Genomic DNA, 24128 nt, shown 5'->3' on the forward strand with positions numbered 1-24128 from the left:
CCATGAACCCACAACTCAGAAATAAAATCATCGCAGCTATAACTGGCGGTGGTGGGGCGATTGCTATCGTCACTGCAATGTTAGGCGGACACGACGGGCTAGAAGGACGCCGCTATGTAGCGTACCGCGATGTTGTCGGCGTTCTGACCGTGTGCGATGGACACACCGGCGCCGACATCATTCAGGGCAAACGATACAGCGACGCAGAATGTGATGCGCTGTTGAAATCAGACCTGCAGAAAGTCGCCCGGGTTGTCGATCCCGCTATCAAGGTGAAAACCACTGAAACCCAGCGCGCCGCGATTTACTCGTTTTCATACAACGTCGGGCCATATGCGTTTATTGGCTCCACGATGCTAAAAAAATTGAATGCCGGCGACCCGGCCGGCGCTTGCAACGAGCTGAAGCGCTGGAAGTATGCCGGCGGAAAAGAGTGGAAAGGTCTTGTCACCCGTCGTGAGGTCGAAAACACCGTGTGTACTTGGGGGCAATCATGGCCGGGTGGCTGAGCAAATTAGCCGGCGGCGGCCTGGTGCTTCTGTTGCTGGTGGCTATCTGCCTTGGCGGTTACAGCTCGTTGCTATCGCATCGATTGGATCTGGCACGGAGGCAGTCGGCGGAGCAGCAGAAGACGCTGGCGCAGCAAGCTGGATGGATAGCCACCATGCAGGAACGTGACGCCCGTAACCGCAAGCTGATGGCAGGACAACAGAAGAAAAATCAGCAACTGCGCCAGCAGGGTGAAATCTATCAAAGGAAATATCGAGATGCAATCAAAGGCAATACCTGTGCTGCTGAGCGGATGCCTGATGCTGTTATTGAGCTCCTGCAGCAGAATGCCGCCCCCGACGCCAGAGCAGGTGATAAGCCTGCCTCCTGAAACAGTATTTACGCCCTGCGAGCAGCCAATGCTACAGGGTGACACCTGGGGCGATGCGGTCAGCTACACACTGTCACTTCAAACCTCACTGCAAATCTGCGCCGGTCAGATAACCACGCTCAACACCTGGCGAGAGACCATCAGGAGAGAATAATGACATGCAATCTGGTATGTGAAGCCAGGCCAGCGCTGCTGGGCAACTCCTGTGCTGGTTATCTCTTATTTAACAAAATGGGATTGGCTGATGATGAAGTGCATCAGCATGAAGGTAAAAACTGTTCCTGTAGAGGAATAGCATTACCGGTGGCCCTTGCGAGGGCCATCGATAATGCACGATAACAAAAACTATCGCCTCAGAACTAAGGCCTCAGGTATTGAGTGTAAGCCGTGCTCTTTACGAAGCAGTTCCCAATAGGTAAGGCAGAACTTAGTGATTTTGGCGGCTTTCATTGTCTTCGCTTTATCACCATTAATCGAATAAAGGGCATCGAGTAGAGGTGAAAGCACTGCTCCTGGTTCAATCGTATGATTCGTTTGTGCTCTGGCAATAACTGTTAACCCGCCAGAGTTCAATACGAGGGCATATGCGTAATCAGGGTTTTTTATTTTAATGCTATCAATTACATGCCATTGCATAAGCCACCTCAGTAAAAATCCTAAGTTGAGGGTAGTGCAATTTAGAGGATGTTCCATTAATACTTTGAAATATCTTGTCAATGGCATTCACTGAGTGCCACCCACGTTCTTGTGAGAGGGCTATCGCCTACTGTGCCTGCTGAGGTGTCGTAGTCTTCTTTGCCTTAAGTACATGGCAAAAGAAAACATCACCACGGCTGTCAATACGACGATGATCAAAAGAGCAAAAATCTCCATTGGGTCACCAAAGTAGCTGTGCGGAATTACCAATCTCTTATAAATTACCAAGTGAAGTCAATGAATTAAAAGTAAATCAGATTATTCTCATTTGTCTTATTGCCCATCACAGAGCATCTATCCAGGTGCTGCGTAATGCGCAAGCAAAGCCACAGGCGACACCCTCCGACCACTCTGGTCATGGTTGCCCGTGGCTTTTTTTATTCACGGAGAACGTTATGGCAAAACAGGACTGGGGAGCCATTCAAAAGCTGTTCCTCTCCGAATACGCCAAAACCAAAATTTCCCCGAAAGCGTGGTGCGAGGCGAACGGATATAACTACGCCACCGCGCGCCGGCACATAAAAATCCCTGCGCAAGGGAAAGAACCGAGTGCGCAGAAAAAAATGCGCAATGCGCAAAATAAAAAAACTGATAGGCCCCACCGGCTAAGGGAGGGCGGTGAGAATTGCGCAGAAAAGAAATGCGCAAATGTGCCAGATACGAAACGCGTTCACTACAACGCGCGCCCTGGAAACCAAAATGCATTGAAGCATGGAGGTTACGGCCGCCGGCTGCTTTACAGCGATGAGATTTCCGAGGATGCCCGATATCTGGCATTGGATGATGAGCTATTTCGCTTGCGTGCCGCGAATCTAACCGCTGCCGAAAACATTGGTCGTTTGATAACTCGCCTCGAGGACGCAACTGACGAGCAGAGGAAGGTGATCAAGGATGAGATCGCCGCCGCTGACAAAGCGATGATGCGCAATACGGTCCGCATTGAGTCGCTGGAATACACCAAGGCATCCATCCGAAAGCTTAATGCTGACACCGAATTTCGCATCGTGGCCACAGAGAAAGGTCATATCGAGGTGAAGCGGATGGGGGATCCGAAAGAGGATGGCAAGGACGGACAGATAATTATCAACCTAGTGAACTCTCCTGATGGCGACTGAACACACGATCACGTTCCTGCCGTTCCACGACGGGCAGAAGAAAATTTATCGCTCGCCGGCCAAAAGGAAAGTGATCCGCGCCGGGCGTCGCTTTGGTAAAACCACCATGCTGGAACAGGCCGGAGGCAACTGGGCGGCAAAACAGATGCGCGTGGGCTGGTTTGCGCCGTCCTATAAAATCCTGCTGCCCTCGTTTAAGGCTATTCGGGATTTGCTCAAGCCGATCACTACCAGTTCCAGCAAGACGGATTCGATAATTGAAGCGATCGGCGGTGGTCAGGTTGAATTCTGGACGCTGGATAACCCGGATGCTGGCCGCTCCCGTAAATATCACAAAGTCATCATTGACGAAGGCAGCCTGGTCAAAAAGGGTATGCGTGATATTTGGGAACAGGCGATAGAGCCGACGCTGCTCGACTTTGATGGTGACGCCATCATGGCCGGTACGCCGAAGGGCGTGGACGACGAGAACTTTTTCTATCAAGCCTGCAACGATAAGTCGATGGGGTGGGAAGAGCACCACGCGCCTACGTCGGCGAACCCAACTATTAACCCCGAGGCGCTGGCGCGAATAATCGCCGGCCGTCCGCCGATGGTGGTCCAGCAGGAATACAACGCGGAGTTCGTAGACTGGCGCGGCCAGAACTTTTTCAAGCTGGATTGGCTGCTGGAAAACAACGCTCCGGTCGATTACCCGTTTGCTTGCGATACGGTTTATGGCGTGGTCGACTGCGCGCAGAAAGGTCAGCTTCATAACGATGGTTCGGCGTGTATCTGGTTCGCCCTGAATACGCTGCCGACTCCGCACCTGGTGATTCTGGACTGGGACATTATCCAGATCGACGGTTATTTCCTGAAAGACGTGGTCCCGCAGTGGATCGGCAAAGCTAAATCGTTGAGCGAAATCTGCAATGCCCGCATGGGTACCACCGGCCTATTCATTGAGGACAAGGCCACCGGTATCACGCTATTGCAGCAAGGGGCTAACGAGGGCTGGAACGTTCACCCAATCGACAGCGATCTCACATCGCTACCGAAAGAGTCCCGCGCCATCAATATTTCCGGGTATGTGGCGTCGGGGAAAGTACGCATTTCGAAATATGCCTATGACAAGCTGGTGGAATACAAGCAGTCGAAGAAAAACCACCTTCTGACGCAAGTGCTCCAGTTCATCATCGGCGAAGAAAACCAGGACGACGATCTGTTTGATTGCTTCAACTACGGCGTCGCACTGGGCCTTGGTAATGGAGAGGGTTTCTGATGCAGGACACCGATGATATTTGCATGGGCAGCACTACTGGCGCCCTCAGTCAGATCCTTGAGGGCGACGGTATTGAGCCAGGTTCACAAGCCGGCTATGAGCTGTGCAAGCTGATTTATCTTTTCCACCCGCTGGGCGGAAAAATGGTGGACCGTCCGATAAAACTGGCCATGTCCGAATCGCGCGCCGTTCACGTCACGAGAGGGCCAGAAAAGCGGCTGCGCGAAGCGTTTGAGCGTGAATGGAGGGCAATCAACGCCGATCGTATTATTGCCAACGTGGCACGCCAATCACGCATTTATGGCGTTGGCGCCGTGGTGATGCTGATCGACGGCGAGCCTACCAACGAGGCGGCGAAATTCGACGAGCTTTATAAAAAGTCAGTCACGTTTAACGTTCTGGACCCGATGAATACCGCAGGCTCGGTGGTGCTTAATCAGGATCCCAACAGCGAGGATTTCCAGAAAGTTGGCGGCGTCACTGTTGCTGGCAAGCCCTACCACCAAAGCCGCTGCTGCGTGATGATGAATGAGGAGCCTATTTACCTGTCCTACACGCCGTCGTCGTTCGGTTTTGTTGGGCGCAGCGTCTACCAGCGCGCGCTCTATCCGCTGAAATCCTTTATCCAGTCTATGCGTGCGGATGACATGGTAACGATCAAAGCAGGGCTACTTGTGGCGTTTATTCAGCAAGCCAGTTCGATCGTCAACAACATGATGCAGAAAATGTCCGGCATTAAGCGCTGGATGTTGAAGCGCGGTGGCAATGGCGATGTGCTGCAGGTGGGACAGAACGACAAGATCGAATCGCTCGACATGCAGAACTTGGAAAAGCCGCTGGATACTGCGCGAAACCACATCCTGGCCAATATTGCCACCGCGGCGGATATGCCGGCCATCCTGCTGAACAGCGAGACGTTTACGCGTGGGTTTGGTGAGGGGACAGAGGATGCGAAAGCCGTTGCGCAGTACATCGATGACGTGCGCAAGGATCTGCAGCCGCTTTACGATTTCTTTGTGCGCATCGTTCAGTACCGCGCCTGGTCGCCGGAATTTTTCGACGCGCTGAAAAACGATGTCCCGGAATACAAAAATGTTACCTGGCAATCGGCATTCAGCTCGTGGGTGGGAAATTTCGATTATGTCTGGCCGTCCTCCCTGAAAGAGCCAGAAAGCGAAAAGGTCAAAGTCGATGAAATTCGATTCAAGGCGATCACTGAAATGCTGAACGTGCTTTTGCCGCAGCTTTCCAGCGATCCAGAAAACCGGGCAACGCTTATCAAGTGGGGATGTGAAAACGCCAACATGAATGAGCATTTATTTGCTGACCGCCTGGAGCTGGATTACGAACTGCTTGAACAGAATCCACCTAAGGTGATAACGCCACCAGACGGAGAAAATCCCGATGAGCCCATTTCTCAGAGCGCTGCGTGACGCCATCAAGGACTTTTTAGAACACGGCTACAGCAGCGAAGAACGCCTGCTGATGTGGACCGAGCGCCTGAGAAACGCCGCGGAGGAAAAAATAGGTGGGGAGGATTTTTACCGCTATGCAGCCCGCCGGCTAACGGCGGCTTACGATCTGGAAGTCGGCCGGGAAAGGGCGCTTAAACGGCATCCTGGCGTTGCCCGGTTCACGCTGAATTATGTCGAACCTAAGCTGCGAGCTGAGCTTGATAGGCGAATCGTGGCGTCTGCCGACCTGATAAAGCTGAACCGGGCGCAGGCGGTGAATCGTACTATTCAGCGATTTAGCGGCTGGGCAACCAGTATTCCACCTATTAACGCCATCAGTCCTGGGCTTTCGGCGTCAACACGTAGCGGTGTGATCGACACCAGCCAGCACATCGCTAAGTCAGCCAGGCAGATTGATTTTGAACAACGACGCGTGATGGTGGATCAGACGCACAAGCTGATCGCCAATATCGACAACATCATTGCCACCGAGGGCGGCGCGATTGCTGCCGTTTGGCACAGCCACTGGCGCCAGCCTAATTACGATTACCGGGAACCGCACAAAGACCGTGATCTGAAGGTGTACGCCATTCGTGGCAACTGGGCGCTGAAAAAAGGATTTATGCGTGCCGGCGCGGCGGGGTATCTCGATGAAGTCACCCAGCCCGGCGAAGAAGTTTTTTGCCGGTGCTATCTCACCTACATCTACAACGTGCGCAGCTTGCCTGACGAGATGAAAACCGATAAGTGGAAGAAATTTTCCTCAGGTGATCTCTCTGTTGGCCGGCGTGCGGCGAATTTTGAGGGCATACGCACAGGAGGGTAAGTGGAAACCTACGCGGCCGGGATTTTATTCAAATCCGCCGGAAAGGTATTTCTGGTTAAGCGTGGGGATGACGGTTCGTGGGCGGTACCGGGTGGGAAACTCGACGAGGGGGAACCCCCCGAGGCTGCCGCTAGACGTGAGGTGCTGGAGGAATGCGGCGTTGACTATGCTGCGCCTCTGACGCCGCACGCTCTGATTGATGGCTATGTCACTTATATTGCCGAAGGAGGAGAACAATTCGAGGCGGTTCTGAACGAGGAGAATCAGGCGTATGGCTGGTTTTCGCTGGATGAACTCCCTGAGCCGTTACATCCCGGCATGGTGGCGATGCTTGAGGCCGAGCCGCTTAACGAAATGGACGTCGCCGGGCTTATCTCCGGCGGTCAACTCACATCCCCGCAGTTTTTCAGAAATATGTATCTGTGGGCGCTGCGTATCACCGGCACGGGTGTTACGTGGCGCTCAAAATTCAGGCAGTACGCATATCGCTCCCCTGAAAATTATCTCACGGACGAATTTCTCGCCCGGTGCGCAGGCTTGCCGGTTATCTGGCGGCACCCTGAAAAAAACGTACTGAATAGCGAGGAATTTGCCGCGAGGACTATCGGGGCGATCGCCTTTGCCTGGATCCAGGGTGACGAGGTGTGGGGTATGGCCCGCATCTATGACACTGACGCCGCCGCCAACCTTTCCTCGCGGCAACTAAGCACATCCCCAACGGTGACGGGCGGTGACGACGTTTTGATCAACGTCGACGGCGAACCGCTACTGCTGGAAGGAAACCCGGTTTTACTGGACCACCTGGCTATTTGTGAGCAGGGCGTTTGGGACAAGCTGGGCGATCCTGCAGGGGTTAAATCCGACACATTGAACGAGGTCCAGAAAATGGATGAAGAAAAGGTATTAGCTCTCATTAATCAGGCGCTGGATGCTCGCGATGCCCGCGCCAAAGCAGATGCTGAGGAGAAAGCCAAGGCAGACGCTGAGGCAGAAGAAAAAGCCAAAGCAGATGCAGAGGAGGTCGAAGAGAAAGCGAAAGCCGATGCCGCCGAAACGGAAGAAAAAGCGAAGGCTGATGCGGCAGAAGCAGAAGAAAAGGCCAAGGCCGATTCGGAACTGGCCAAGATCCGCGCCGATATGGAAGAGCTGAAAAATCGTGTTCCCCAGGAGATCAGCGACGAGGAACGCAACGAAATCGCCGACACACAGTGCAAGGCCGACAGCGTGTTTGCGTCATTTGGCGAACGCGCGCCGCAGCCAATGGCCGGCGAACGTGCCATGCCATACCGCCGTCGCATCATGACGCGTCTGCAGAAATACTCCACCGATTATAAAGAGGTGGATCTGCATGCGATTGCTGACAGCCACCTGCTGACCCTCGCTGAGAAAAAAATCTATGCGGATGCGCAAGCATCGGCGGCATCCAGCCTGGAGCCCGGCGCCGGATTGCGCGAAGTGGTGCGTACCGATGCCACCGGCCGCCGTATCAGCAATTTTATCGGCGATCCATCCTCGTGCTGGGCGCCATTCCAGGCGGTTAGCCGCAAACTCGCTGGTATCAACCAGTAATCACTCGGAGAACATAAAACATGTCGAGCGTTTTGACAGTTAATCCCATGCAGACCACCAACGCCCGCGGAACGTTTTATACGAAGTCCGATGGTCTGATTCAGGGGGTGGCGCTGGATGATCCGGCGGCACGTTATGCGCTGGCCTCCGGTACGTTGGCAAATAGCGAAACCCGCCCACTGTGGGGCGGTGTGGCTGTTAATGAGTTGGTTCCCGGCGTCTCCTCGGCGCCACGCGGCACAACCATTAAGCGGGCGACATCGATCGCCGAACTGGTGGGGATCTCGGTGTTCAATCAGGCGCACAACGGCCTGACGACACCACAATCCCCGGTGCCGCTGTTCCTCAGCAACATGAGCGTGTCGTTCTATCGTTTCGGATCCGGCATGCGTGTTCCGGTGAAGGTATCCGATGCCGTTATTGCCCTGGGCAGTAACGCCGCGGGCATGTCGGTTAATCATCCACTGGTGTGGAATTTCGCGACTGACAGCCTCGATGTGTTCAGCACCGTCGGGGCGGATGTTGAAACCACGGAAATCACTTGGACGGCACCAACGGGAAATGCCGTCGGGTTTGCCACGGCGAAGGCGGGGAGCGCGCACAACCTGGCCGTTGGGGCTTACGTCACCATTACCGGGGCAGTCCCGGCAGCCTATAACGGCACGGTTCAGGTGCTTAGTGTGCCGAACGCAACCTCTTTCACTTATATCCCGGTATCGGTGCCGGCTGGCAACGCGACCACCCAGGGTATCGTCGGCGCCGCAAATCAATCCGCTGTCGCATTGCCGGTAAAAATCATTGAAATGCAGATGGGTAACAGCAAAACCGTGTCTTACGATCCTGATACGGGCTTTGCTACCTGGAACGACAGCGGAAACGCTGCAGTAATTCTGCTGTAACAGGAGAGGCCAAGAGATGCCAGCCATTACACCCGCGTACCAAATTGTAAACCCGTCCTACATCATGCCGGAAATGGTCCTGAGCTATCAGCAGGCATCCGGCGCCTTTTCGGTCATGGCCAGCGGTAACCCGCTAGTTCGCCTGTCGGAAGGTGATCAGTACGTATACATGAAGCGCCTGGATATTCGTACCCAGGTGACCAGTAGCCAATCCGGTAACGCCAACCAGCTCCCTTCGGTGGCGCTGGATACTCGGATGATTAGCACCCCGACGTATATGTTCCGCGCACGCGCTATTTACGATCATCACGACATGGCTGCCGCCGGCAACTGGGGGATTGCCCTGCCAGCAGCGCAGCGCCTCGGTACCCGTCAGGCGATTTTCCAGCAGCTGCGTAATGCCTTGCTCTATGGCATGAATCCAGCGGGTGGAGAGGGCGTGCTGAACACCAACGGCGCGACCACGATCAGCCTGCCGGCCGACAGCGGCGGCAACACTACCGTACTGACCTATGACCACGGGCAGATGGCGGTATTCCTGCTGGCGCAGATCCAGGCGATTCGCACACGCACCATGCAGATGGGGCGCCCATCGCGCATGGTTATTCTGGGGCCGCAGCGCACCCTTGGCACGATGGAGATGCAACAAATCGTGCAGTTGACCAGCTATCAGCGCCCTGGCGGTGGTACTTCAACGGTCAAGGGCACAGTGGCGAAAGTGGGTGATGAAGCCGATTGCGGTATTGACTGGGTATATGACGACACGCTGATCGGTGCCGGCGCCAACGGTACCGATGCGGTGATCATTGCGATGCCGGAAGTTGAACGGCCCGAGGTGAATGCGACGATCAACACCAACGAATTCGCCAAACTGAGCCCGTCACTGGAGGCCACGTCGCTGATGCTGTGCGACATGGCCGCGCCGCGTGAAATTCCGACCCCGATCGCCGGTGGCGCTATCGACGTGCTGTCGGAAATGCGCTCGACGCCGGGCTGGGTGCTCCGCCCTGAGGCGCTGACCATTATCTCAATGAAGTACAGCGACTAATTCCGCCGCGTCACTTTTCCTGCGCACCTTTTGGTGCGTAGGTTTTTTTATCCGGGAGTGAAGATGAAACTTTATATCGCCAATACCACCAAGCAACGCCATGACTTCGCCTATCGCCAGCCGGAAACGGGGCGGCTGATCTACAACCCGATCAATGCCGGCGCACAATCTGTCGTGATGGACGGTACCCGCGCGGAAATCGATCAGGTGATCCAACAGCATGCAGTTTATGGCCTGATCGACGCCACGAAAATTGACCAGAACCGCGTTTATATCGGCCTGTGCTACAGCGTCGACAAACCGGTGCAGTCGCGCATCATCGAAAAAGCGATGCGCGATAATGACGATCATTTGACCCGCGCCGCACATGAACGTCGTCAGGCGTCCGTGATCGCCACCAACAACGCGCTGAGCGAACAGGAAAGCGGTTACCGCGGCGAGCTGGAAATGAGCGCAGAGCAGCGGATGAACGCCAACGAGGACAGGGACGAAACCCAATTCGTTGACGAAACACTGGCCGTTAGCACGGGCAAAGGAAAGAAAAAATAAGCGGGGTGCGTCATGCCTGAACTGGCCGGTTTTATCCTGTTTATCCGAAACACTATGGGGGTGAACGCGGAAGAATTGCCCGATGACGCCCCGAGCATTACCACCGTTTATGCGTTGTCGATTGACTGGGTTAACCGGCAGATCGCCTGCATCAGCCCCGTTCTTTACGCGCAGGCGGTGTATAACCTTGCGGCGTCTTTTCTCATCAACTTCGGGCCAACAGATGTTTTCGGTGAGCTGCGCAATACCCTGGGTATCAATAACTTTAGCGCGGGGGTGATCAGTGCCTCGGCCGATGAGTCGACCAGTCAAACGCGGGTTGTCAGTGACGCTCTGAAAAATCTTTCTCTTGCCGACCTGCAGCAGCTTAAAGATCCGTATGGTCGCTGGTATCTGGCTATTGCGCAGCAGTACGGGGATTTGTGGGGGCTATCATGAAACTCCATCTTGGCGTCCTTGATCTTCCCTACGAGACAGAGGCCACGACCACCGGCGAGGTGGCCGACATTCTCGAAGGGAAATATCACATCATGCAGACGTTCTTCGATCGTTATGGCGAGGACATTGCGCGGATGATGAGTAATGACCTGGCCGCCGGGCTGGAAAATCTGCTGGCGGGCGTGCCGTTGTCTTCGGATCCGTTCGCGGAATCCATGTCGCAGGTGCATCACCTCTTTGTGGCGTTTCTGGACAATGCCGAAATGAACGGCACAGAAGGCGTACCCACGAAGCGCGCGCTGGACGGTATCAGCAAGCGTTTTAAAGGGAAAAAGGGGGAGGTGCGGCCTTCATTTATCGATACCGGTATGTTTCAGGCCTCGATGCGTGCCTGGATAAGCGGGGTGCTGAATGCCTTCCCTCAATGAATTATCCCAGGCGAAAACGGAGCTTAACGCGTCGTTGGTGCAGGGACTGGAGGATATCAGCCGATCGGCATCGGTGACGTTCACCAAATACGTCCGCAAGGTGCTTCCGCTGGATGGTTTCGTGTTTTGGGTAAAGGCGTCGATTATTGCCGATGATCCGGGCAGTGAACCGGATACCAGGGACGTAAAAGGCTACCTGCACCTGACGACGGAAAGCATTCAGGATGAGGAGCAACTCTACGACAAAAACGTGGTGACGTTTACCGCGCAGGCCGATATCGATCCCTTCAATGATATTGGCTCCGAGGTGCTCTACATCGGCGAATTCTACGGCATCCGGTTTGCGTTTTCTCGCCGTTCAGGGTTGAACGAACCCGCCAACATTTACCATTACACTGGGCACGCCATATACCCGCACATGATGTCGCAGATCATCAACTCGCCGGACGATATCGATCTGGCGGATGTGGTTGTCTCCAGTTCGCTGCCGATCTGGCTGTCATTGAATCAGTACATGCCGATGTTTCCGGCCATGCTGTCAATGCAGAACCTGGCGCCGCCGTATGCCACGGTGAAATGCAGCGGCCCGGTACCGGTCGCCGGCGCTTTTTATCTGGATGAAAAATCCAACCAGTACCAGTTGGTTTCCGAGGATGTGACGATCTCGGTAACCGGTCTGCGCAATGCATCCGTAGAGGACTTTCTCCGCTACGTCCAGCAATACACACTCAGTGATGATGCCGAGATGGGCGTGATGAATATTCCCGTGGTGCAGGATGAGCGCGTGACGCAAAACGAGCTCAACATCATCGCCATGCGGAAGAAGATCAAATTTCGCGTCAATTACTATCAGCAGCGGATGAGGAATGTCGCCCGCCAACTGATCACGTCCGCCATCCCGTCCATTTATGTGGAGAAATAATTAAATGGCCATTGTGAATATTAATGTATCGGTCACCAACCCACCGAAGCCGAGCCAGTTGCTGAAATCCGGCGCGCTGGTCTCTGTCGGGGGGACAACGTTGGCACCGGGCAGTTATGAGCTGCTGACGTCGAAAGACGACCTGAAAACGATTGTCGCGCCGGCGAAAACGATCACGGCGATCGCCTGGGCGAGGAATACCGTCACGGTGACGCTATCCGAAGCGCATGGCTGGGCCAACGGAGACAAAGTGCCGGTGGTGATTTCCGGTGTAGAGCCCGTGGGGTACAACGGCGCGCATACGGCAACGGTGACTGGCGACAAGGTGTTGACCTATACGTTAAGCAGCAATCCGGGTAACGCAACAAAGATGGGGACCGTGCTTTCCGTAGTAGCCGGTGAAATCCAGCAGATGAATACCACTTACTGGGCGCAGGGAACCAGCCGCGCGGTTTATGTGCTGGAGTTGGGTGAGTTAAGTGCAGCGGCAGCGATCACGGCGTTGAGCAAATTTATCGACGAAGATATTTCGCTGGGTAACACCTATCAAAAATTCTTCTCCTACCTGGTTCCCCGCGAGTGGGATGAAGAGGCATCGTTCAAGACGCTGGCGAACAACTACACCTCACCGGGATCGCTGGTTAAGTTTTTTGTCACCACCACCATTGCCACCTATGAAGCGTGGGCGTCGGGCAAATACCCGAATGTTTTCGCCGGCGTTGAGGCTCCGGGAATTGGCGCCACCGAATTTTCTATGGCGGCACCGTTCCAGTCGTCGCTGGCAAACGAGCCGAGCTCGTCAAACATGGTGCCGCCGATGGCGTACCGTTTCATGTATGGCGTGACGGATTATCCGCCTGCCGGGAACGGCAAACTGCTCAAAGCCTTACAGGACAGCAACATCAACTACATTGGCACGGCGGCAGAGGGGGGGTTAAGCAACAAGATGCTGGTCGCCGGCCATATGCTGGACGGTATGCCGTTCAACTACTGGTACGCAGTGGCCTGGTGCGCCATCAATCTGGAGATGGATCTGGCGAATGAGGTGATTAACGGCTCCAACACCACCGTTAACCCGCTCTACTACGAGCAGAACGGCATCGACCGCTTACAGCGCCGCGGATTAAAAACGCTGCGTTCTGGCATCAGCTATGGGCTGATCCTCGGCCAGGTGATCGACACGAAACTCAGCCAGGACGTCTTCAACGAAGAGTACGAGAAAGGCACCTATGCTGGCAGCGCGGTGATCAACGCCGTGCCGTTTGCCAACTACACCAGCCTGAATCCGTCCGATTACGCCGATGGGAAATATAGCGGCCTGAGTGCGGTTGTCACACCGAAGCGTGGTTTCGAGTCCATCACCTTCAACCTCAACGTAACCAATTTTGTGGGGGCGTAATAAATGCCAAATCCATTAGTTCCGCAGGGATTCCTTAACCGCGTCCGGGGGGCGGTGAGCATTACCGACAATCCGGTGTTAAACGTCACGGCGTCATTCCTGGGCAAAGAGGGGATCAGCATGCGGCCGGATACCGCCGCCACTGACATTATACCCACGATGACCGGCACCGTAGGCAGCCAGGCACCTTACCAGCAAGTGACCTTGACGGTGCATTTGCTGAAAACGCAGGGGCTGGCCGCCAGCTATCAACGGCAGTTTGCTGCTGATACCGCATTGGGGGAGGTGGTGGTTACGCCGGATGCGAGCACCTTCGGCAACTACACCATTCTGAACTGCTACCTGGTGAATTTTAACGAAATCACCCTCAACGGTACGGATGCCGGCTTTGTTGCGACAATCTCCGGCTACCTGACCACCAACGACAAAATGTGGGATTGATGGGTATGAAAATTGACAGAAAGCTGAATTTTGTCAGCACGATCACGCGAGAAGACGGCTCGCTGGTGTACCTGCACGTTGTGCCGTTCCCGTATGAAGTGGTGCAGGAGAACTGCGTGCTGTTGGGGAACATGTTCCACAACTTCTTCACATCGGTGGGGGCGACCGCCGCGCCGCGTGTGGCCGCGATGATGCTGAGAAATATTCTGAAAGCGCGGCAGGATATCGGGGATATTCCTGCGGGTACGCCGACGCTTGTTGATGATATTCAGCGCCTGACCACGGTGATCTTCAACGATAACGGCGTATGGCGGCCCGTACCGCTGGAGGTCGCATTCAAGCAGGAGATCATCGTGCCGGACGAATACCGCGAGGTCGAGGGCGAAGTGGTGTTTTTTATGGTCTCCTCTGCTATTCAGAAAGCCAGCCTGATTGCCCCGACGGTGGGAAAAACGCTCGAAATGTACAGTGGGCAACTCGTCTCATTGAACGCTACGGCGTTTCGCGATTCTTTACCGACGTCGAAGACGGCTACCGATACCCCGACCCCGCCAGCCCCGCAGGAACTGTCGTACATTCCCTCCTGACCTGGGCCTCCTGTGAGGGATTCAGGGAACTCTGCCGGGAACTGGATTGCGGCGACTACAAAAGCCCGCTCCATTTCCGGCAGCGGTTCATTCTGGAAGAAATAAGACAGAAGGGCTATTTCAATGGCAGCTAAATCCGTTGTTGAAATTGATGTTCAGGACGAGAAATTTCAGGCGTTCCTCGAAAAATTCAATGAATACCAGAAGGCGCTCGAAGAACTGCCGGAGCAGTGGCGAGGGGCGGCGCAGGGGATCGGTGATTCGGCCAAGCAGACGGAAAAGGTGCTGGGCAGCACGGAGGCGATAGCCCAGGCCTTCAACGAAGGGATCGCCGCAGTCGCGTCGATTAACGAGGGGCTCGACCGTCTGAATGGCAATCTCGAAAAGGCCAATAAAACGCAGTCCGAGTTCAACAAGAAAAGCAGCGGTGCGCGCAAATTCCTGAGTAAGGCCAGCAAGGACGCGAAGAGTCTGGCCGGCCACATGAAGGACGCCACGACGAGCCTGCTTTCATGGGGGGCCGTGCTGGGGCTGTTTTCTGGTCTGGCCGGTGCGGGTGGGCTGTGGGGTATCAACCGCCTGGCGGGTTCTGCTGCTGCGCAGCGGTTTACAGCGATGGGGCTGGGGACAACCGCCGGCGGCCTTAATGCCAGCGCGGTGAACTATCAGAAGGTGCTCGGTAACCCCGTCGGCACGTTGGGTGCCATTCGGGACAGCCAACTGGACCTGAGCAAGCGCTGGCAGTTTAAGGCGATGAGGATTGATAACCCCAATCAGGATCCGGCAACCCTGTTGCCGCAGATGATAAAAAGTGCGCGCGATATCTTCGTGCGTAACGGCAGCACACAGCAAGGCGCGGAAGCCTACGGCCTGACCAACTACTTTACCCTCGACGATCTCAATCGCTTCAAAAAAATGAGCGACGCTGAGATCGATGCGATGACCAAGCAGGCGCAGAAGGATACGCAGCGCCTGCAACTGACGGACCAGCAGTTGAAGCAGTGGCAGGATTTCAACATTCAGCTGGATCGAAGCAAGGTCGGCATCGAGAACACCTTCATCCGCGGATTGGCGCCACTGACGCCTGAGCTAGGGAAACTCTCCGATGCTTTCTCCGGCGCGGTGGATACCGTTCTTAAATCCCCTGAGTTGGGTAAATGGCTGGATGGTCTGGCAGACGGCATCCGGCGGTTCGGTAATTACCTGGCATCACCCGAGTTTAAAAGCGACGTTGAATCGTTCATGACCGGTGTTGAGCGGTTAGGGCGGCTGATCGGCAAGGTGATTGACTGGGTAACAGGAAAAACCGATATCACGCTGGACGATGTGAAGTCTCATTCTTCCATGCTCAGTGACGAGAAGCGGACGGATCCGCAGAGCGGTCAGACATACACGCCGGGTACTGACGACGATCCGCATGTCTGGGGATGGCTGAAAGGCGTTAAACACTTTTTCTCCAGTGGCAAAGTTGAGCCTGTCGATGCGCGTCCGGCGGACGTGAGCGCCAGGGGCAGAACCATTGCCGACCGCTTCAACAACCCAGCCAATCTGCGCGCGGCGGCCGGGTATCAAACGGCGAACACCAAGAGCGGAAAATTTGCGGTATTCCCCACGCTGGATGAGGGTGTGCTGGCGGCGGCCAAACAGCTCCAAATTTATGGCACCAGAGGCGTCGACAACATCCACGATATTGTCAGCAAATGGGCACCACCGAAGGAGAACAACACGCGGGCGTACATTGAGCATGTCACCAAGGCAACCGGCCGCACCGAGTTTGAAAAGCTGAACCTCAACGATCCAAAAGTGTTGGCCCAGTTGATTTCTTCAATGTCGGTCAAAGAGGGGATGGGGAATCGTCTCAGTGAGGAAAAAGTCACCCGGATAATCAATAACGCCGGTGGCGCGGTCGGCAGCGTGAAAGAGCAGTATGCGGCCGCTTATGGGGCGGAACGCCCCGGAACACGTCAAAACCTCCCCGCGCCAGCCCCTCAACAGGCATCGGGTAAAACCGATCAGATATTGCAACAGATCCTGGATAACCAGAGGCGAAACAGCAGCGGCGGCGTGGTGGTGTACAACAACACCGGCGGCAGCGCGATTGTCTCGAGCACGCAACTCGGAGGATTCGGTTAATGACATTTACGCGCGAGCTCTACAAATTGGGGTTTGAAATCTCTCCGGTGATCCTTTGCGACGGCGTGGCACAGAGCATCCCTGGGGGGATGTTGCCGATCGTGGCGCTGACGCAGAGCGCCAGTTATGTCAGCAACCTGCTGGGCGGTGCGGCGAATCTGACAGACCTGGATAAATATTTCTGCCACTGGCGCGCCGCGCAGGGGGCCAGCATGGTGGATTACGATATCGGTCGCTATCCCTTCGCTAATCAGGCGGTCGCCGCGAATGCGCTGCTGGCGCAGCCGCTGCGTATTCCCATGCTGATGGACGCGCCAGTGAATGATAACACCGGCGCACTGACAAAACTGGTCACGCTCAGCGCGTTGCAGGCCGTCCTGCAGGCGCACGCCAACCTTGGCGGCACGTTTGTTGTGGCCACTCCGTCGCTGATTTATAGCGGCTGCATCCTGCGCACCGTTCGGGACGTTACAGGCTCGAATGATCCGCTGCCGCAGCGTCAATGGTTGTGGGACTTTGAACAGCCGCTGATCACTGAAACCGGTGCTGAACAGGCAATCAACAGTTATTTGAGCAAGATTGATAACGGCGATAAAACCACGGAAAGCGCCTGGACCAATACGGTTTCCGCGCTCGGGAATACCTCTCTGGGCAGCAGTGTTTCGGATGCGGTGACCGGGCTTATCGGTAAATTAAGCGGAGCGTTTAATCTATGAGCACAACATTTTATCCGTTTTCCGGGAATGAGCAGAAAAGCATGATTTTTACGCCGATGCTCGATGGCGAGGTGTATAGCTGCCAGACAAAATGGAATATTGCTGCGCAGCGATGGTATCTCAATATTACTGACAACTCAGGAAATCGCCTGTTAACTACCCCCATAATCGACTCCCCGGCGGGTTACGACATTAATTTGCTTATCGGGGCATTCACGAATACGAAAATGGTGTGGCGATGTTCATCGGGGCAAATAGAGGTAATCAACTGATGAGGTATTACGATATTCAGATTTTTACCCCACCCGATAAGAACGGCAATCCCGGAAAACTCTTCAAGCAATATTCCAGCCTTAAAAATGGGGTTTTCAATCCCGGCAATTTAATGATTGAGTTTGATATTCAGCGATTTGGCGAATCTACACCCAAAGGGCAAAGCTGCATCACTATTTGGGGGATCGGCCCGAAAGATATGCAACAGGCCAGACAAAACATGTTTGGCATGACGATAAAAATGTGGGCGGGTATGTCGAAGGGGTTACCGTTGGCAAAACCTGCACAGCAAGGGCTGGTATTGGAGGGAACGGTGTGGCAGGTGCTGGGAAACTGGCAGGGCACCGAGCTACGGACTGATCTGATTGTAACGGCGGGGGCTGTCTCTGCGGTAAATCCCGCGCCGTTGGCACCGATCAATTTAACGCTGCCGTGGAATAAGGGAATAAAACTGTCTGTCGCGTTGACGCAATGTTTCCAGAACATGGGCGGTGATTATCGTTACTCGATAAGCATCAGCGATCGCCTGGTGAATAACTACGACAGCAACATGTTTTGCGGTAGCCTTTCCGAGCTGGCGGCGAAATTAAAAGCGCTGAGCAGAAATATTATCAAGGATGATAAATATTCTGGCGTAGAAATAACGGTAGTGAATGGTAAGGAGATCCGCGTCTTCGATAATGACTTTGACAACCATATCGACAAGGATTCGAAAAAAAGCGCCAGTTACCGCAACCAAAATCCAATCCAGATAGCGTTTACCGATTTGGTCGGTCAACCGACGTGGGTGCAATTTGGCACGGTCAGTATTCCCTGCGTCATGCGCAGCGACATTCAGGTGGGGGATTATATTCGGATGCCTGAAAAACTACGGCCGATGATACAAGCCTCATCCTATTCCCAATTCCGTGATGATGCCGCCTTTACCGGTGACTTTCTGGTTTCTTTTGTGCGGCTCCTTGGCAACAGTCGGCAGCCGGACGCTAACAGTTGGGTGACGGTGCTTGAGGCCCATCCGACAGGGGGAATGGCTGCAACATGAGTATTGAAAAAAAGCAGAGTTTCGCCGGAAACATGCATCGGTTCGCCGAACAAAAAATCGCGGACGCCATGCAGATGGCCGGCAAGGTGCTGCCGGCATCGGTGGTGAGCCGAGCGGGGAATATGGTCACGGTGTCCTTCCTGCTGCGCGATATTCCTTTCATGTTGCCACAGGTCACCGTCCCATTGTTTGGGCCGCAGTATATCCGCTATCCCATGCAGCCGGGGGATCGGGGGATCGTCATCCCGGCGAATACGTATCTGGGCGGTGCCAGCGGACAGGGCGGCGGTACTGCCGACCTCACGCCGCCGGCCAATCTCAGCGCGCTGGTGTTTTTACCGATCAGTTACACGGAATGGGAGAGCGTCGACGGCCAAGTTCTCACGTTGTATGGCCCGGAAGGCGTCACGATACGCGATGCCGGCAGCAAGACGACGTTTCTGCTGACACCGGAGAGCATCACGATTGCCACGCCTGAGCAGTTCAAGGTCACGGTGGGCAGTACCGTGTTGACGCTGACAAATGGCTCATGGTCGTTGACCGGCCAGAGCGGAACCCTGGCGGATGGGCAGGCCAGCACCAGCCCGGCCATTATGCATGAGGGCTGGCAGCAGTTGCTCGCATGGTTGAATTCCCATCAGCACAGTAACGGCAACGGTGGGCAAAACACCGGCGGGCCGATAACGAGTTTCGACGGGAGCATCACCGAATGAGAACGTACGGGCAAGACGAATCCGGCAAGTGGGTCACGATCGCCACTGACGCGAACGGCTTCAACGATGCCGTCTATCTCACCACGCTGGTGCAAAATCTCAAGCTGGCGCCGCAGGAGTCCCCTTTTTTCGCGAATCACGGCATTCCCGCCAACGGCTCGGTGATCCAGCAGATTATCCCCACCTTTTACGTGAACCGGCTGCAACAGCAATTCAGCGGCCATTTCTCTTCACTTCAGATTGCACTGACCGAAGTTGATCCGCCGGTGTACGACATCTCGGTGATCACCAACTCGGGTTCGAAAATAGTGAAGAAGGTGTATGTATGAGCGATTTACCCGTTATTTATGATATTACCGGCCCCGTCGCCAAAACGGCGGAAGAGTTGCGGCAGCAGGTTATAGAAACGGCGACGCGGCTTTCACCTGGGATCACGACCGATTTACCGGGTTCATTGATTGAGGACATGACCAGCACCAGCGTCGGCGCGTTGCTGGTTTGTGACCAGGCGCGCGTTGATCTGATCAATTCTTGCAGTCCTTACGGCGCGAACATTCACCTGCTGAAACAGCTGGGGGCCATCTACGGCGTGCAGCAAGGGGAAGGGACGAACACCTCGGTGTATGTCGTATTTTCGGGGCCGCCCGGCTTTGGTATTCCAAAGGGGTTTACCGTTGGGGACGGCACCTATTTGTATACCGTCAGACGGGACACGGTGATCCCGTCCAGCGGACAAACCGAGCCGGTGTATTGTCTGGCCACCACAACGGGAATATGGGCGGTGCCGGCAGGCACGGTTAACCAGGTGAAAACCTCCGTGCCGGAGTCGTACCAGGTGACCTGTACCAACCTGACGGCGGGTTTACCGGGGACGGACGAACAAAGCCCTGCGTCGTATCGTGCGCAGGTGATGCAGGCCGGGATGTTCGGCGTGCAAGGTACGCCGGATTGCTACCGCTCAGCGCTGAAAAAAGTGACCGGCGTACAGGAAAACCTGATTTCATTCCGCCAGGCGACGCTCGGAAAATGGGTGGCTGTCGTTGGTGGCGGTGATCCTTATGAGGTCGCCTATGCGATTTATAAAGCCGTGCCGGATATTTCCATTTTGACCAACGATGTATCGAATCCATCGGGGGCGGAGGTGGAAAAGAAAACCATACCGATCACGGTCTACCCCGACGTCTACCAGGTGCCTTTCGTGGTGCCCTCGTCGCAAAACGTGGTGGTGCTGATCACCTGGAACTCAGCGTCGACGACCTACATCGATCCGGCCGGCGTTGCAAAAGCGGTGCAGCAGAATATCGCCGATTACGTTAATGCTATCGCCGTTGGCCAGCCGATAAACATTTTCCAGATACAGGATATTTTCCTGAAATCGGTTGAGGGGCTCGTTGCCGCGTCGCTGCTGTCCATGATCCAGGTGCAAATCGGGATCAACGGCGCAATTAAACCACCGGCACCGGAGTCGAGTCTGGTTTATGGCGACACCTATGCCTATTTCTCCACCTCGGCGGCACAAATACAGGTGAAGCAATATGCAAGCTCTAATTGAGAAAATCATTCCTGCTTACCCGTATACGCAATATAACGCCGATCCCAACATCGTCGCGTTCTTCACTGCGTATAACGCATTGGCGCAGGGGTATCTTGACTATCTCAATGCGCTTAATTTGCCGTGCTGGACCTCTCCCTCCATCACGGGGGAACTGCTGGACTGGATAGCGCTCGGCATTTACGGGGAAAGGCGGCCATTACTGCAAATATCTGAGGATGCGATCGCCCGCGGTGCCTACAACACTATCGAGTACAACGCCATTCCTTATGCCGGACTGAAAAATTACGTACCGGGTTCGGTCTCATACGTGCCCGATGATTATTTTAAACGGATCCTGACCTGGAATTTTTATAAAGGTGACGGATCGCACTTTTGTATCGACTGGCTCAAGCGCCGCCTGGCGCGATTTATTCATGGTGCCAACGGAATCGATCCGCCGTTACAAAGCACCTTCGATATCAGCGTGACGGTCAATAACGGCGTGTTCACCATCACGATCCCCGATTATGGCGATGGCGTCGGCTATTTCCTGAAAGATGCGATCAGCCAGTCTCTGATCAAGCTCCCCTTTGTTTATACCTACTCTGTAACGGTGGTAGCGCAATGATTATTGGATTTGGAAACAACGTCGTGTCGTCGTTGGCAGCGGATATTACGGCGACCCAGACCACAATACAGGTTATGCCAGGCGCGGGCGCGCTGTTTGCAGGTCTGCTCACTTATGACTACGTCAACGACTCAAACCCCCTCAAGACCTACGCGAAAATTACGCTCACGGATGCGAAAGAAACCGTGTTCGAAGTTTGCCACCTTACCGCAGTCAACAACGATAGGCTGACGGTCGTGCGTGGTCAGGAGGGCACCGCAGCTAAAGGCTGGTCCCTGAACGATGTGATCGCCAACTTTGCGACGCGGGGGTCAGAAAATCAGTTCGTGCAGATCGAGCAATTGCAAAGCGGTCATTACACGTCGGCGGTGGCCGGCGGTACGGCGAACGGGTTAACGCTAGCGCTGCCGGCAACCTATTTCCTGAACGGTTCCACGGAATGGGCATTAAAAACGCCGATCCTTATTTACCCCACTCAGAGCAATACCGGCGCCAGTACGCTGCAGTTGACGATGGGGGGCCGTGTTATGGGAACTTACCCGCTGGTGAAGGGCAGCAACACCGAATTACGCGCGGGAGATATCGTTGCAAAAAATCCTTTTCTGGCGGTGTTCAATGCGGGACAGGGGCGATTCATCGTTCTGAACCCGACCACGGATGTTGGCTCCGTTCGGTCGGTTAACGCCATAGGGCCGGATGCCGGAGGTAACGTCGGATTACCGATGTACGGCCTAGGTATGGGGCCTCAGCACAAGGATGATGCGTTCAGCGATGTGGCGCAGATATACCGCATCAATAGTTCCAGCGCCAGCACTCCCGGCGGCAGTGTCTACGGAGTGATCTGTCTCCCGTGTGATGGTGCGCCTTCTGCGGTATATTTGGGCGCAGGCAGCAATGGTGAATTGCATGTTGGGCGCTCAACAACTGCATCTAAAGGCGTTTTATGGAACCGAGTATATACCACAGCCTATAGGCCAACAGCCGCTGATGTAAATGCCGCTGATGTGCGTAACAACTTCGCTGCCCGGATGGGAGTTGCCAGAGTGTTATCTGGGAGCAACCCGCCGACCAGCCCGGGAGTTTGGAGCGTTGAAAATTGCAGTTGGACGCCGGAGAAATGGGGTACGCTACTTTGCACGACGAATAAGGCGGTTCTCAGCACTGCGCGGGGCGAAGGCCAATTCCTGCACTATCTGTTCATCAGCCATAGTAGCAAGGTTTATGTCGCTACCAACGTTAATGGTAACGGCACCGGCTGGCAGCAACTGATAGGGCCGGCGGGTGGAAATCTTAGCGGCCCGGTGTCATCGAGTAGCTGGATATCCGCGGCGTCAATGACGGCTCAGTATCATACCGTACCCACGGGTATGCCTGAGGGGGCGGGAGCTTTTTCAGGCCAGCTGAACAGCAAGGCCCCGTTATACCAGTCAAATTGGCAATGGCCAGTTACTGCCGACGGTCTTTATGTGCCGATAGTTAAAGGTGTCTCTACCCGGCAAGGTCAAGGATACCCAACGGCAGTGAGCTTTGGCTATTTGATGGATGGAAGCGGCAGTTTTGCGCGCCCGTGCATTCATGCGCGAGGCGACAATAATGAGGATGCGGTCTGGCAGTTTAACCCCAATGACCTCATGCTTTATGCTCCGGGCGGTATTAAAGCTGGTGGCGCCACGCTGGCAACGGATGGCAATATCATGGGCAGCCGCTGGGGCAATAAGTGGCTATGGGATGCAATCATTGAGCAAGTAAATGGCCGCGTAGACTGGGGCGCGTACAATCGTGATGTGGGTGCTCGTGCTACTTACGATTATGTTAACCAAAACTTTATTCAAAACGTCAGATATACCGCGGAGACGCAACACGGTGCGATTGGCGTGTACACCTATCATGATAATACCGTGTTGACGGGGTTTAACAACAGAGATGGAGATTACTCAGCTGAGTCTTTATTCTGGAGTTATATCCAGATTTATAAGAACGGTCAATGGCTGACAATAGGGCGATAACAATGCAAATCTTTAAAAATTTCAAACTGGGTGAGCCGAAGACCCAAGAACACCTTAAATTGCGTAACCGTCATAATGTTATGTTCCTCTATGATGAGGATGGTAATGAATGGTATGGCTGTCAGAAAGCATTTTCTGACGACACAATTAAGATTGCTTTCGATAATAAAGGGATTATCCGAAGCATTGCAGCGAATAAGGATGTTTCAACGCTATGGCCGGTTGGCCTCAGTGTCGCAGAGGTTCGAGACACAACTGCGAATCGCCGAGCAGATATTTCTGGTAACTGGGTTTTTAACGGTGAAGGTATCGTCAAACGAGTCTACACCCCAGATGAGCACCAAGCGCAGGCCGAAGCAAAAAAAACAGCATTGATTGATTATGCCAATAAAAAAACGCAAGCCTGGCAAACGCAATTGATGCTGAATTTGATTAGTGAAGATGATAAGAATTCGTTGATTGAGTGGATGGTGTATGTTAAAAAAATACAGACCATTGATATAAGTTTAGCACCTAATATCACATGGCCTGAGTCGCCGTTGAGTGCTTAACCCCTTGTTTAAAACACTGG

The 24128-nt window shown here is 54.4% G+C and carries 28 protein-coding genes and 1 pseudogene; 28 read left to right on the forward strand and 1 reads right to left on the reverse strand.

The features are described 5' to 3' along the window. Positions 1 to 2 precede the first annotated feature (2 nt). The 4 genes from JEM67_RS11130 to JEM67_RS11145 are packed head-to-tail and all read left to right on the forward strand — an operon-like array spanning position 3 to position 1219. Entirely contained in the window at positions 3 to 509 is a 507-nt protein-coding gene (locus JEM67_RS11130; RefSeq protein WP_199637393.1) for a lysozyme, read from the forward strand. Further along, the gene (locus JEM67_RS11135; protein WP_199637396.1) at positions 494 to 880 is read left to right on the forward strand and encodes a DUF2570 family protein; all 387 of its coding nucleotides are present in this window, start codon (positions 494 to 496) and stop codon (positions 878 to 880) included. The genes JEM67_RS11130 and JEM67_RS11135 overlap by 16 nt, the downstream gene beginning before the upstream one ends. After that, the gene (lysC, locus tag JEM67_RS11140; RefSeq protein ID WP_426406353.1) at positions 837 to 1034 is read left to right on the forward strand and encodes an Rz1-like lysis system protein LysC; all 198 of its coding nucleotides are present in this window, start codon (positions 837 to 839) and stop codon (positions 1032 to 1034) included. Before JEM67_RS11135 ends, lysC begins: the two co-directional genes overlap by 44 nt. Next, on the forward strand, positions 1034 to 1219 hold the full coding sequence (locus JEM67_RS11145) for a hypothetical protein (protein ID WP_199637410.1): 186 nt from the start codon (positions 1034 to 1036) through the stop codon (positions 1217 to 1219). Before lysC ends, JEM67_RS11145 begins: the two co-directional genes overlap by 1 nt. 6 nt (positions 1220 to 1225) lie before the next feature. Here JEM67_RS11145 and JEM67_RS11150 read toward each other — a convergent pair whose 3' ends face one another. Then, a complete protein-coding gene (locus JEM67_RS11150) occupies positions 1226 to 1603 on the reverse strand; it encodes a hypothetical protein (RefSeq protein ID WP_370576171.1) in 378 nt (125 codons plus the stop codon). Positions 1604 to 1971: 368 nt separating this feature from the next. On the opposite strand from JEM67_RS11150, the gene JEM67_RS11155 reads away from it, so the two are divergent. The 24 genes and pseudogenes from JEM67_RS11155 to JEM67_RS11270 all read left to right on the forward strand — a co-directional run bounded on the left by JEM67_RS11155 (position 1972) and on the right by JEM67_RS11270 (position 24108). Continuing rightward, positions 1972 to 2691, forward strand: a complete 720-nt coding sequence (locus JEM67_RS11155) for a hypothetical protein (RefSeq protein WP_199637415.1) — start codon at positions 1972 to 1974, stop codon at positions 2689 to 2691. Continuing rightward, positions 2681 to 3952: a hypothetical protein gene (locus tag JEM67_RS11160; RefSeq protein ID WP_199637417.1), complete on the forward strand. Its 1272-nt coding sequence runs from the start codon at positions 2681 to 2683 to the stop codon at positions 3950 to 3952. Before JEM67_RS11155 ends, JEM67_RS11160 begins: the two co-directional genes overlap by 11 nt. After that, positions 3952 to 5385, forward strand: coding sequence for an anti-CBASS protein Acb1 family protein (locus JEM67_RS11165; protein ID WP_199637420.1), 1434 nt, complete (start codon positions 3952 to 3954; stop codon positions 5383 to 5385). The genes JEM67_RS11160 and JEM67_RS11165 overlap by 1 nt, the downstream gene beginning before the upstream one ends. After that, entirely contained in the window at positions 5357 to 6232 is an 876-nt protein-coding gene (locus JEM67_RS11170) for a hypothetical protein (RefSeq protein WP_199637422.1), read from the forward strand. The genes JEM67_RS11165 and JEM67_RS11170 overlap by 29 nt, the downstream gene beginning before the upstream one ends. Next, positions 6233 to 7801, forward strand: a complete 1569-nt coding sequence (locus JEM67_RS11175; RefSeq protein WP_199637425.1) for an NUDIX hydrolase — start codon at positions 6233 to 6235, stop codon at positions 7799 to 7801. A gap of 20 nt (positions 7802 to 7821) precedes the next feature. After that, positions 7822 to 8700 (forward strand): hypothetical protein, encoded by an 879-nt coding sequence (locus tag JEM67_RS11180; RefSeq protein WP_233527781.1) that lies wholly within the window; start codon positions 7822 to 7824, stop codon positions 8698 to 8700. Between the two features lie 16 nt (positions 8701 to 8716). Next, entirely contained in the window at positions 8717 to 9748 is a 1032-nt protein-coding gene (locus JEM67_RS11185; RefSeq protein WP_199637427.1) for a major capsid family protein, read from the forward strand. Positions 9749 to 9811: 63 nt separating this feature from the next. Continuing rightward, positions 9812 to 10297: a hypothetical protein gene (locus JEM67_RS11190; protein ID WP_199637429.1), complete on the forward strand. Its 486-nt coding sequence runs from the start codon at positions 9812 to 9814 to the stop codon at positions 10295 to 10297. Between the two features lie 12 nt (positions 10298 to 10309). Beyond that, positions 10310 to 10735, forward strand: a complete 426-nt coding sequence (locus JEM67_RS11195) for a hypothetical protein (protein ID WP_199637431.1) — start codon at positions 10310 to 10312, stop codon at positions 10733 to 10735. Continuing rightward, complete coding sequence (locus tag JEM67_RS11200; protein WP_199637440.1) at positions 10732 to 11163, forward strand: hypothetical protein; 432 nt, start codon at positions 10732 to 10734, stop codon at positions 11161 to 11163. The genes JEM67_RS11195 and JEM67_RS11200 overlap by 4 nt, the downstream gene beginning before the upstream one ends. Next, positions 11147 to 12085, forward strand: coding sequence for a hypothetical protein (locus tag JEM67_RS11205; protein WP_199637442.1), 939 nt, complete (start codon positions 11147 to 11149; stop codon positions 12083 to 12085). Before JEM67_RS11200 ends, JEM67_RS11205 begins: the two co-directional genes overlap by 17 nt. A 4-nt stretch (positions 12086 to 12089) precedes the next feature. Then, complete coding sequence (locus JEM67_RS11210) at positions 12090 to 13484, forward strand: hypothetical protein (RefSeq protein WP_199637444.1); 1395 nt, start codon at positions 12090 to 12092, stop codon at positions 13482 to 13484. Positions 13485 to 13487: 3 nt separating this feature from the next. Next, on the forward strand, positions 13488 to 13925 hold the full coding sequence (locus JEM67_RS11215) for a hypothetical protein (protein WP_199637446.1): 438 nt from the start codon (positions 13488 to 13490) through the stop codon (positions 13923 to 13925). Beyond that, the gene (locus JEM67_RS11220; RefSeq protein ID WP_199637448.1) at positions 13925 to 14512 is read left to right on the forward strand and encodes a hypothetical protein; all 588 of its coding nucleotides are present in this window, start codon (positions 13925 to 13927) and stop codon (positions 14510 to 14512) included. The genes JEM67_RS11215 and JEM67_RS11220 overlap by 1 nt, the downstream gene beginning before the upstream one ends. 123 nt (positions 14513 to 14635) lie before the next feature. Then, the gene (locus JEM67_RS11225) at positions 14636 to 16645 is read left to right on the forward strand and encodes a hypothetical protein (RefSeq protein ID WP_199637451.1); all 2010 of its coding nucleotides are present in this window, start codon (positions 14636 to 14638) and stop codon (positions 16643 to 16645) included. Continuing rightward, complete coding sequence (locus tag JEM67_RS11230; RefSeq protein WP_199637453.1) at positions 16645 to 17361, forward strand: hypothetical protein; 717 nt, start codon at positions 16645 to 16647, stop codon at positions 17359 to 17361. Before JEM67_RS11225 ends, JEM67_RS11230 begins: the two co-directional genes overlap by 1 nt. Next, the gene (locus JEM67_RS11235) at positions 17358 to 17633 is read left to right on the forward strand and encodes a hypothetical protein (RefSeq protein WP_199637456.1); all 276 of its coding nucleotides are present in this window, start codon (positions 17358 to 17360) and stop codon (positions 17631 to 17633) included. The genes JEM67_RS11230 and JEM67_RS11235 overlap by 4 nt, the downstream gene beginning before the upstream one ends. Then, positions 17633 to 18676, forward strand: a complete 1044-nt coding sequence (locus JEM67_RS11240; RefSeq protein WP_199637458.1) for a hypothetical protein — start codon at positions 17633 to 17635, stop codon at positions 18674 to 18676. The genes JEM67_RS11235 and JEM67_RS11240 overlap by 1 nt, the downstream gene beginning before the upstream one ends. Then, positions 18673 to 19389: a hypothetical protein gene (locus JEM67_RS11245; RefSeq protein WP_199637460.1), complete on the forward strand. Its 717-nt coding sequence runs from the start codon at positions 18673 to 18675 to the stop codon at positions 19387 to 19389. The genes JEM67_RS11240 and JEM67_RS11245 overlap by 4 nt, the downstream gene beginning before the upstream one ends. Continuing rightward, on the forward strand, positions 19386 to 19718 hold the full coding sequence (locus JEM67_RS11250; RefSeq protein WP_199637467.1) for a hypothetical protein: 333 nt from the start codon (positions 19386 to 19388) through the stop codon (positions 19716 to 19718). The genes JEM67_RS11245 and JEM67_RS11250 overlap by 4 nt, the downstream gene beginning before the upstream one ends. Then, positions 19715 to 20941, forward strand: a complete 1227-nt coding sequence (locus JEM67_RS11255) for a baseplate J/gp47 family protein (RefSeq protein WP_199637469.1) — start codon at positions 19715 to 19717, stop codon at positions 20939 to 20941. The genes JEM67_RS11250 and JEM67_RS11255 overlap by 4 nt, the downstream gene beginning before the upstream one ends. Next, positions 20925 to 21551: a hypothetical protein gene (locus JEM67_RS11260; RefSeq protein ID WP_199637472.1), complete on the forward strand. Its 627-nt coding sequence runs from the start codon at positions 20925 to 20927 to the stop codon at positions 21549 to 21551. Before JEM67_RS11255 ends, JEM67_RS11260 begins: the two co-directional genes overlap by 17 nt. Next, positions 21548 to 22201 (forward strand): annotated as a pseudogene (locus JEM67_RS11265) (phage tail protein); the annotation flags it as partial. The gene JEM67_RS11260 and the pseudogene JEM67_RS11265, both read left to right, overlap by 4 nt. Positions 22202 to 23559: 1358 nt before the next feature. Next, complete coding sequence (locus JEM67_RS11270) at positions 23560 to 24108, forward strand: tail fiber assembly protein (protein WP_199637476.1); 549 nt, start codon at positions 23560 to 23562, stop codon at positions 24106 to 24108. Positions 24109 to 24128: the final 20 nt, after the last annotated feature.

Origin of the sequence: Serratia sp. PAMC26656, assembly GCF_016469055.2 — a bacterium.
GTDB lineage: Bacteria > Pseudomonadota > Gammaproteobacteria > Enterobacterales > Enterobacteriaceae > Serratia > Serratia plymuthica.

Coding starts and splice junctions, on each gene's coding strand:
- JEM67_RS11130 (WP_199637393.1), top strand. CDS start 3: ATGAACCCACAACTCAGAAATAAAATCATCGCAGCTATAACTGGCGGT.
- JEM67_RS11135 (WP_199637396.1), top strand. CDS start 494: ATGGCCGGGTGGCTGAGCAAATTAGCCGGCGGCGGCCTGGTGCTTCTG.
- lysC (WP_426406353.1), top strand. CDS start 837: ATGCCGCCCCCGACGCCAGAGCAGGTGATAAGCCTGCCTCCTGAAACA.
- JEM67_RS11145 (WP_199637410.1), top strand. CDS start 1,034: ATGACATGCAATCTGGTATGTGAAGCCAGGCCAGCGCTGCTGGGCAAC.
- JEM67_RS11150 (WP_370576171.1), bottom strand. CDS start 1,603: ATGCCATTGACAAGATATTTCAAAGTATTAATGGAACATCCTCTAAAT.
- JEM67_RS11155 (WP_199637415.1), top strand. CDS start 1,972: ATGGCAAAACAGGACTGGGGAGCCATTCAAAAGCTGTTCCTCTCCGAA.
- JEM67_RS11160 (WP_199637417.1), top strand. CDS start 2,681: ATGGCGACTGAACACACGATCACGTTCCTGCCGTTCCACGACGGGCAG.
- JEM67_RS11165 (WP_199637420.1), top strand. CDS start 3,952: ATGCAGGACACCGATGATATTTGCATGGGCAGCACTACTGGCGCCCTC.
- JEM67_RS11170 (WP_199637422.1), top strand. CDS start 5,357: ATGAGCCCATTTCTCAGAGCGCTGCGTGACGCCATCAAGGACTTTTTA.
- JEM67_RS11180 (WP_233527781.1), top strand. CDS start 7,822: ATGTCGAGCGTTTTGACAGTTAATCCCATGCAGACCACCAACGCCCGC.
- JEM67_RS11185 (WP_199637427.1), top strand. CDS start 8,717: ATGCCAGCCATTACACCCGCGTACCAAATTGTAAACCCGTCCTACATC.
- JEM67_RS11190 (WP_199637429.1), top strand. CDS start 9,812: ATGAAACTTTATATCGCCAATACCACCAAGCAACGCCATGACTTCGCC.
- JEM67_RS11195 (WP_199637431.1), top strand. CDS start 10,310: ATGCCTGAACTGGCCGGTTTTATCCTGTTTATCCGAAACACTATGGGG.
- JEM67_RS11200 (WP_199637440.1), top strand. CDS start 10,732: ATGAAACTCCATCTTGGCGTCCTTGATCTTCCCTACGAGACAGAGGCC.
- JEM67_RS11205 (WP_199637442.1), top strand. CDS start 11,147: ATGCCTTCCCTCAATGAATTATCCCAGGCGAAAACGGAGCTTAACGCG.
- JEM67_RS11210 (WP_199637444.1), top strand. CDS start 12,090: ATGGCCATTGTGAATATTAATGTATCGGTCACCAACCCACCGAAGCCG.
- JEM67_RS11215 (WP_199637446.1), top strand. CDS start 13,488: ATGCCAAATCCATTAGTTCCGCAGGGATTCCTTAACCGCGTCCGGGGG.
- JEM67_RS11220 (WP_199637448.1), top strand. CDS start 13,925: ATGGGTATGAAAATTGACAGAAAGCTGAATTTTGTCAGCACGATCACG.
- JEM67_RS11225 (WP_199637451.1), top strand. CDS start 14,636: ATGGCAGCTAAATCCGTTGTTGAAATTGATGTTCAGGACGAGAAATTT.
- JEM67_RS11230 (WP_199637453.1), top strand. CDS start 16,645: ATGACATTTACGCGCGAGCTCTACAAATTGGGGTTTGAAATCTCTCCG.
- JEM67_RS11235 (WP_199637456.1), top strand. CDS start 17,358: ATGAGCACAACATTTTATCCGTTTTCCGGGAATGAGCAGAAAAGCATG.
- JEM67_RS11240 (WP_199637458.1), top strand. CDS start 17,633: ATGAGGTATTACGATATTCAGATTTTTACCCCACCCGATAAGAACGGC.
- JEM67_RS11245 (WP_199637460.1), top strand. CDS start 18,673: ATGAGTATTGAAAAAAAGCAGAGTTTCGCCGGAAACATGCATCGGTTC.
- JEM67_RS11250 (WP_199637467.1), top strand. CDS start 19,386: ATGAGAACGTACGGGCAAGACGAATCCGGCAAGTGGGTCACGATCGCC.
- JEM67_RS11255 (WP_199637469.1), top strand. CDS start 19,715: ATGAGCGATTTACCCGTTATTTATGATATTACCGGCCCCGTCGCCAAA.
- JEM67_RS11260 (WP_199637472.1), top strand. CDS start 20,925: ATGCAAGCTCTAATTGAGAAAATCATTCCTGCTTACCCGTATACGCAA.
- JEM67_RS11270 (WP_199637476.1), top strand. CDS start 23,560: ATGCAAATCTTTAAAAATTTCAAACTGGGTGAGCCGAAGACCCAAGAA.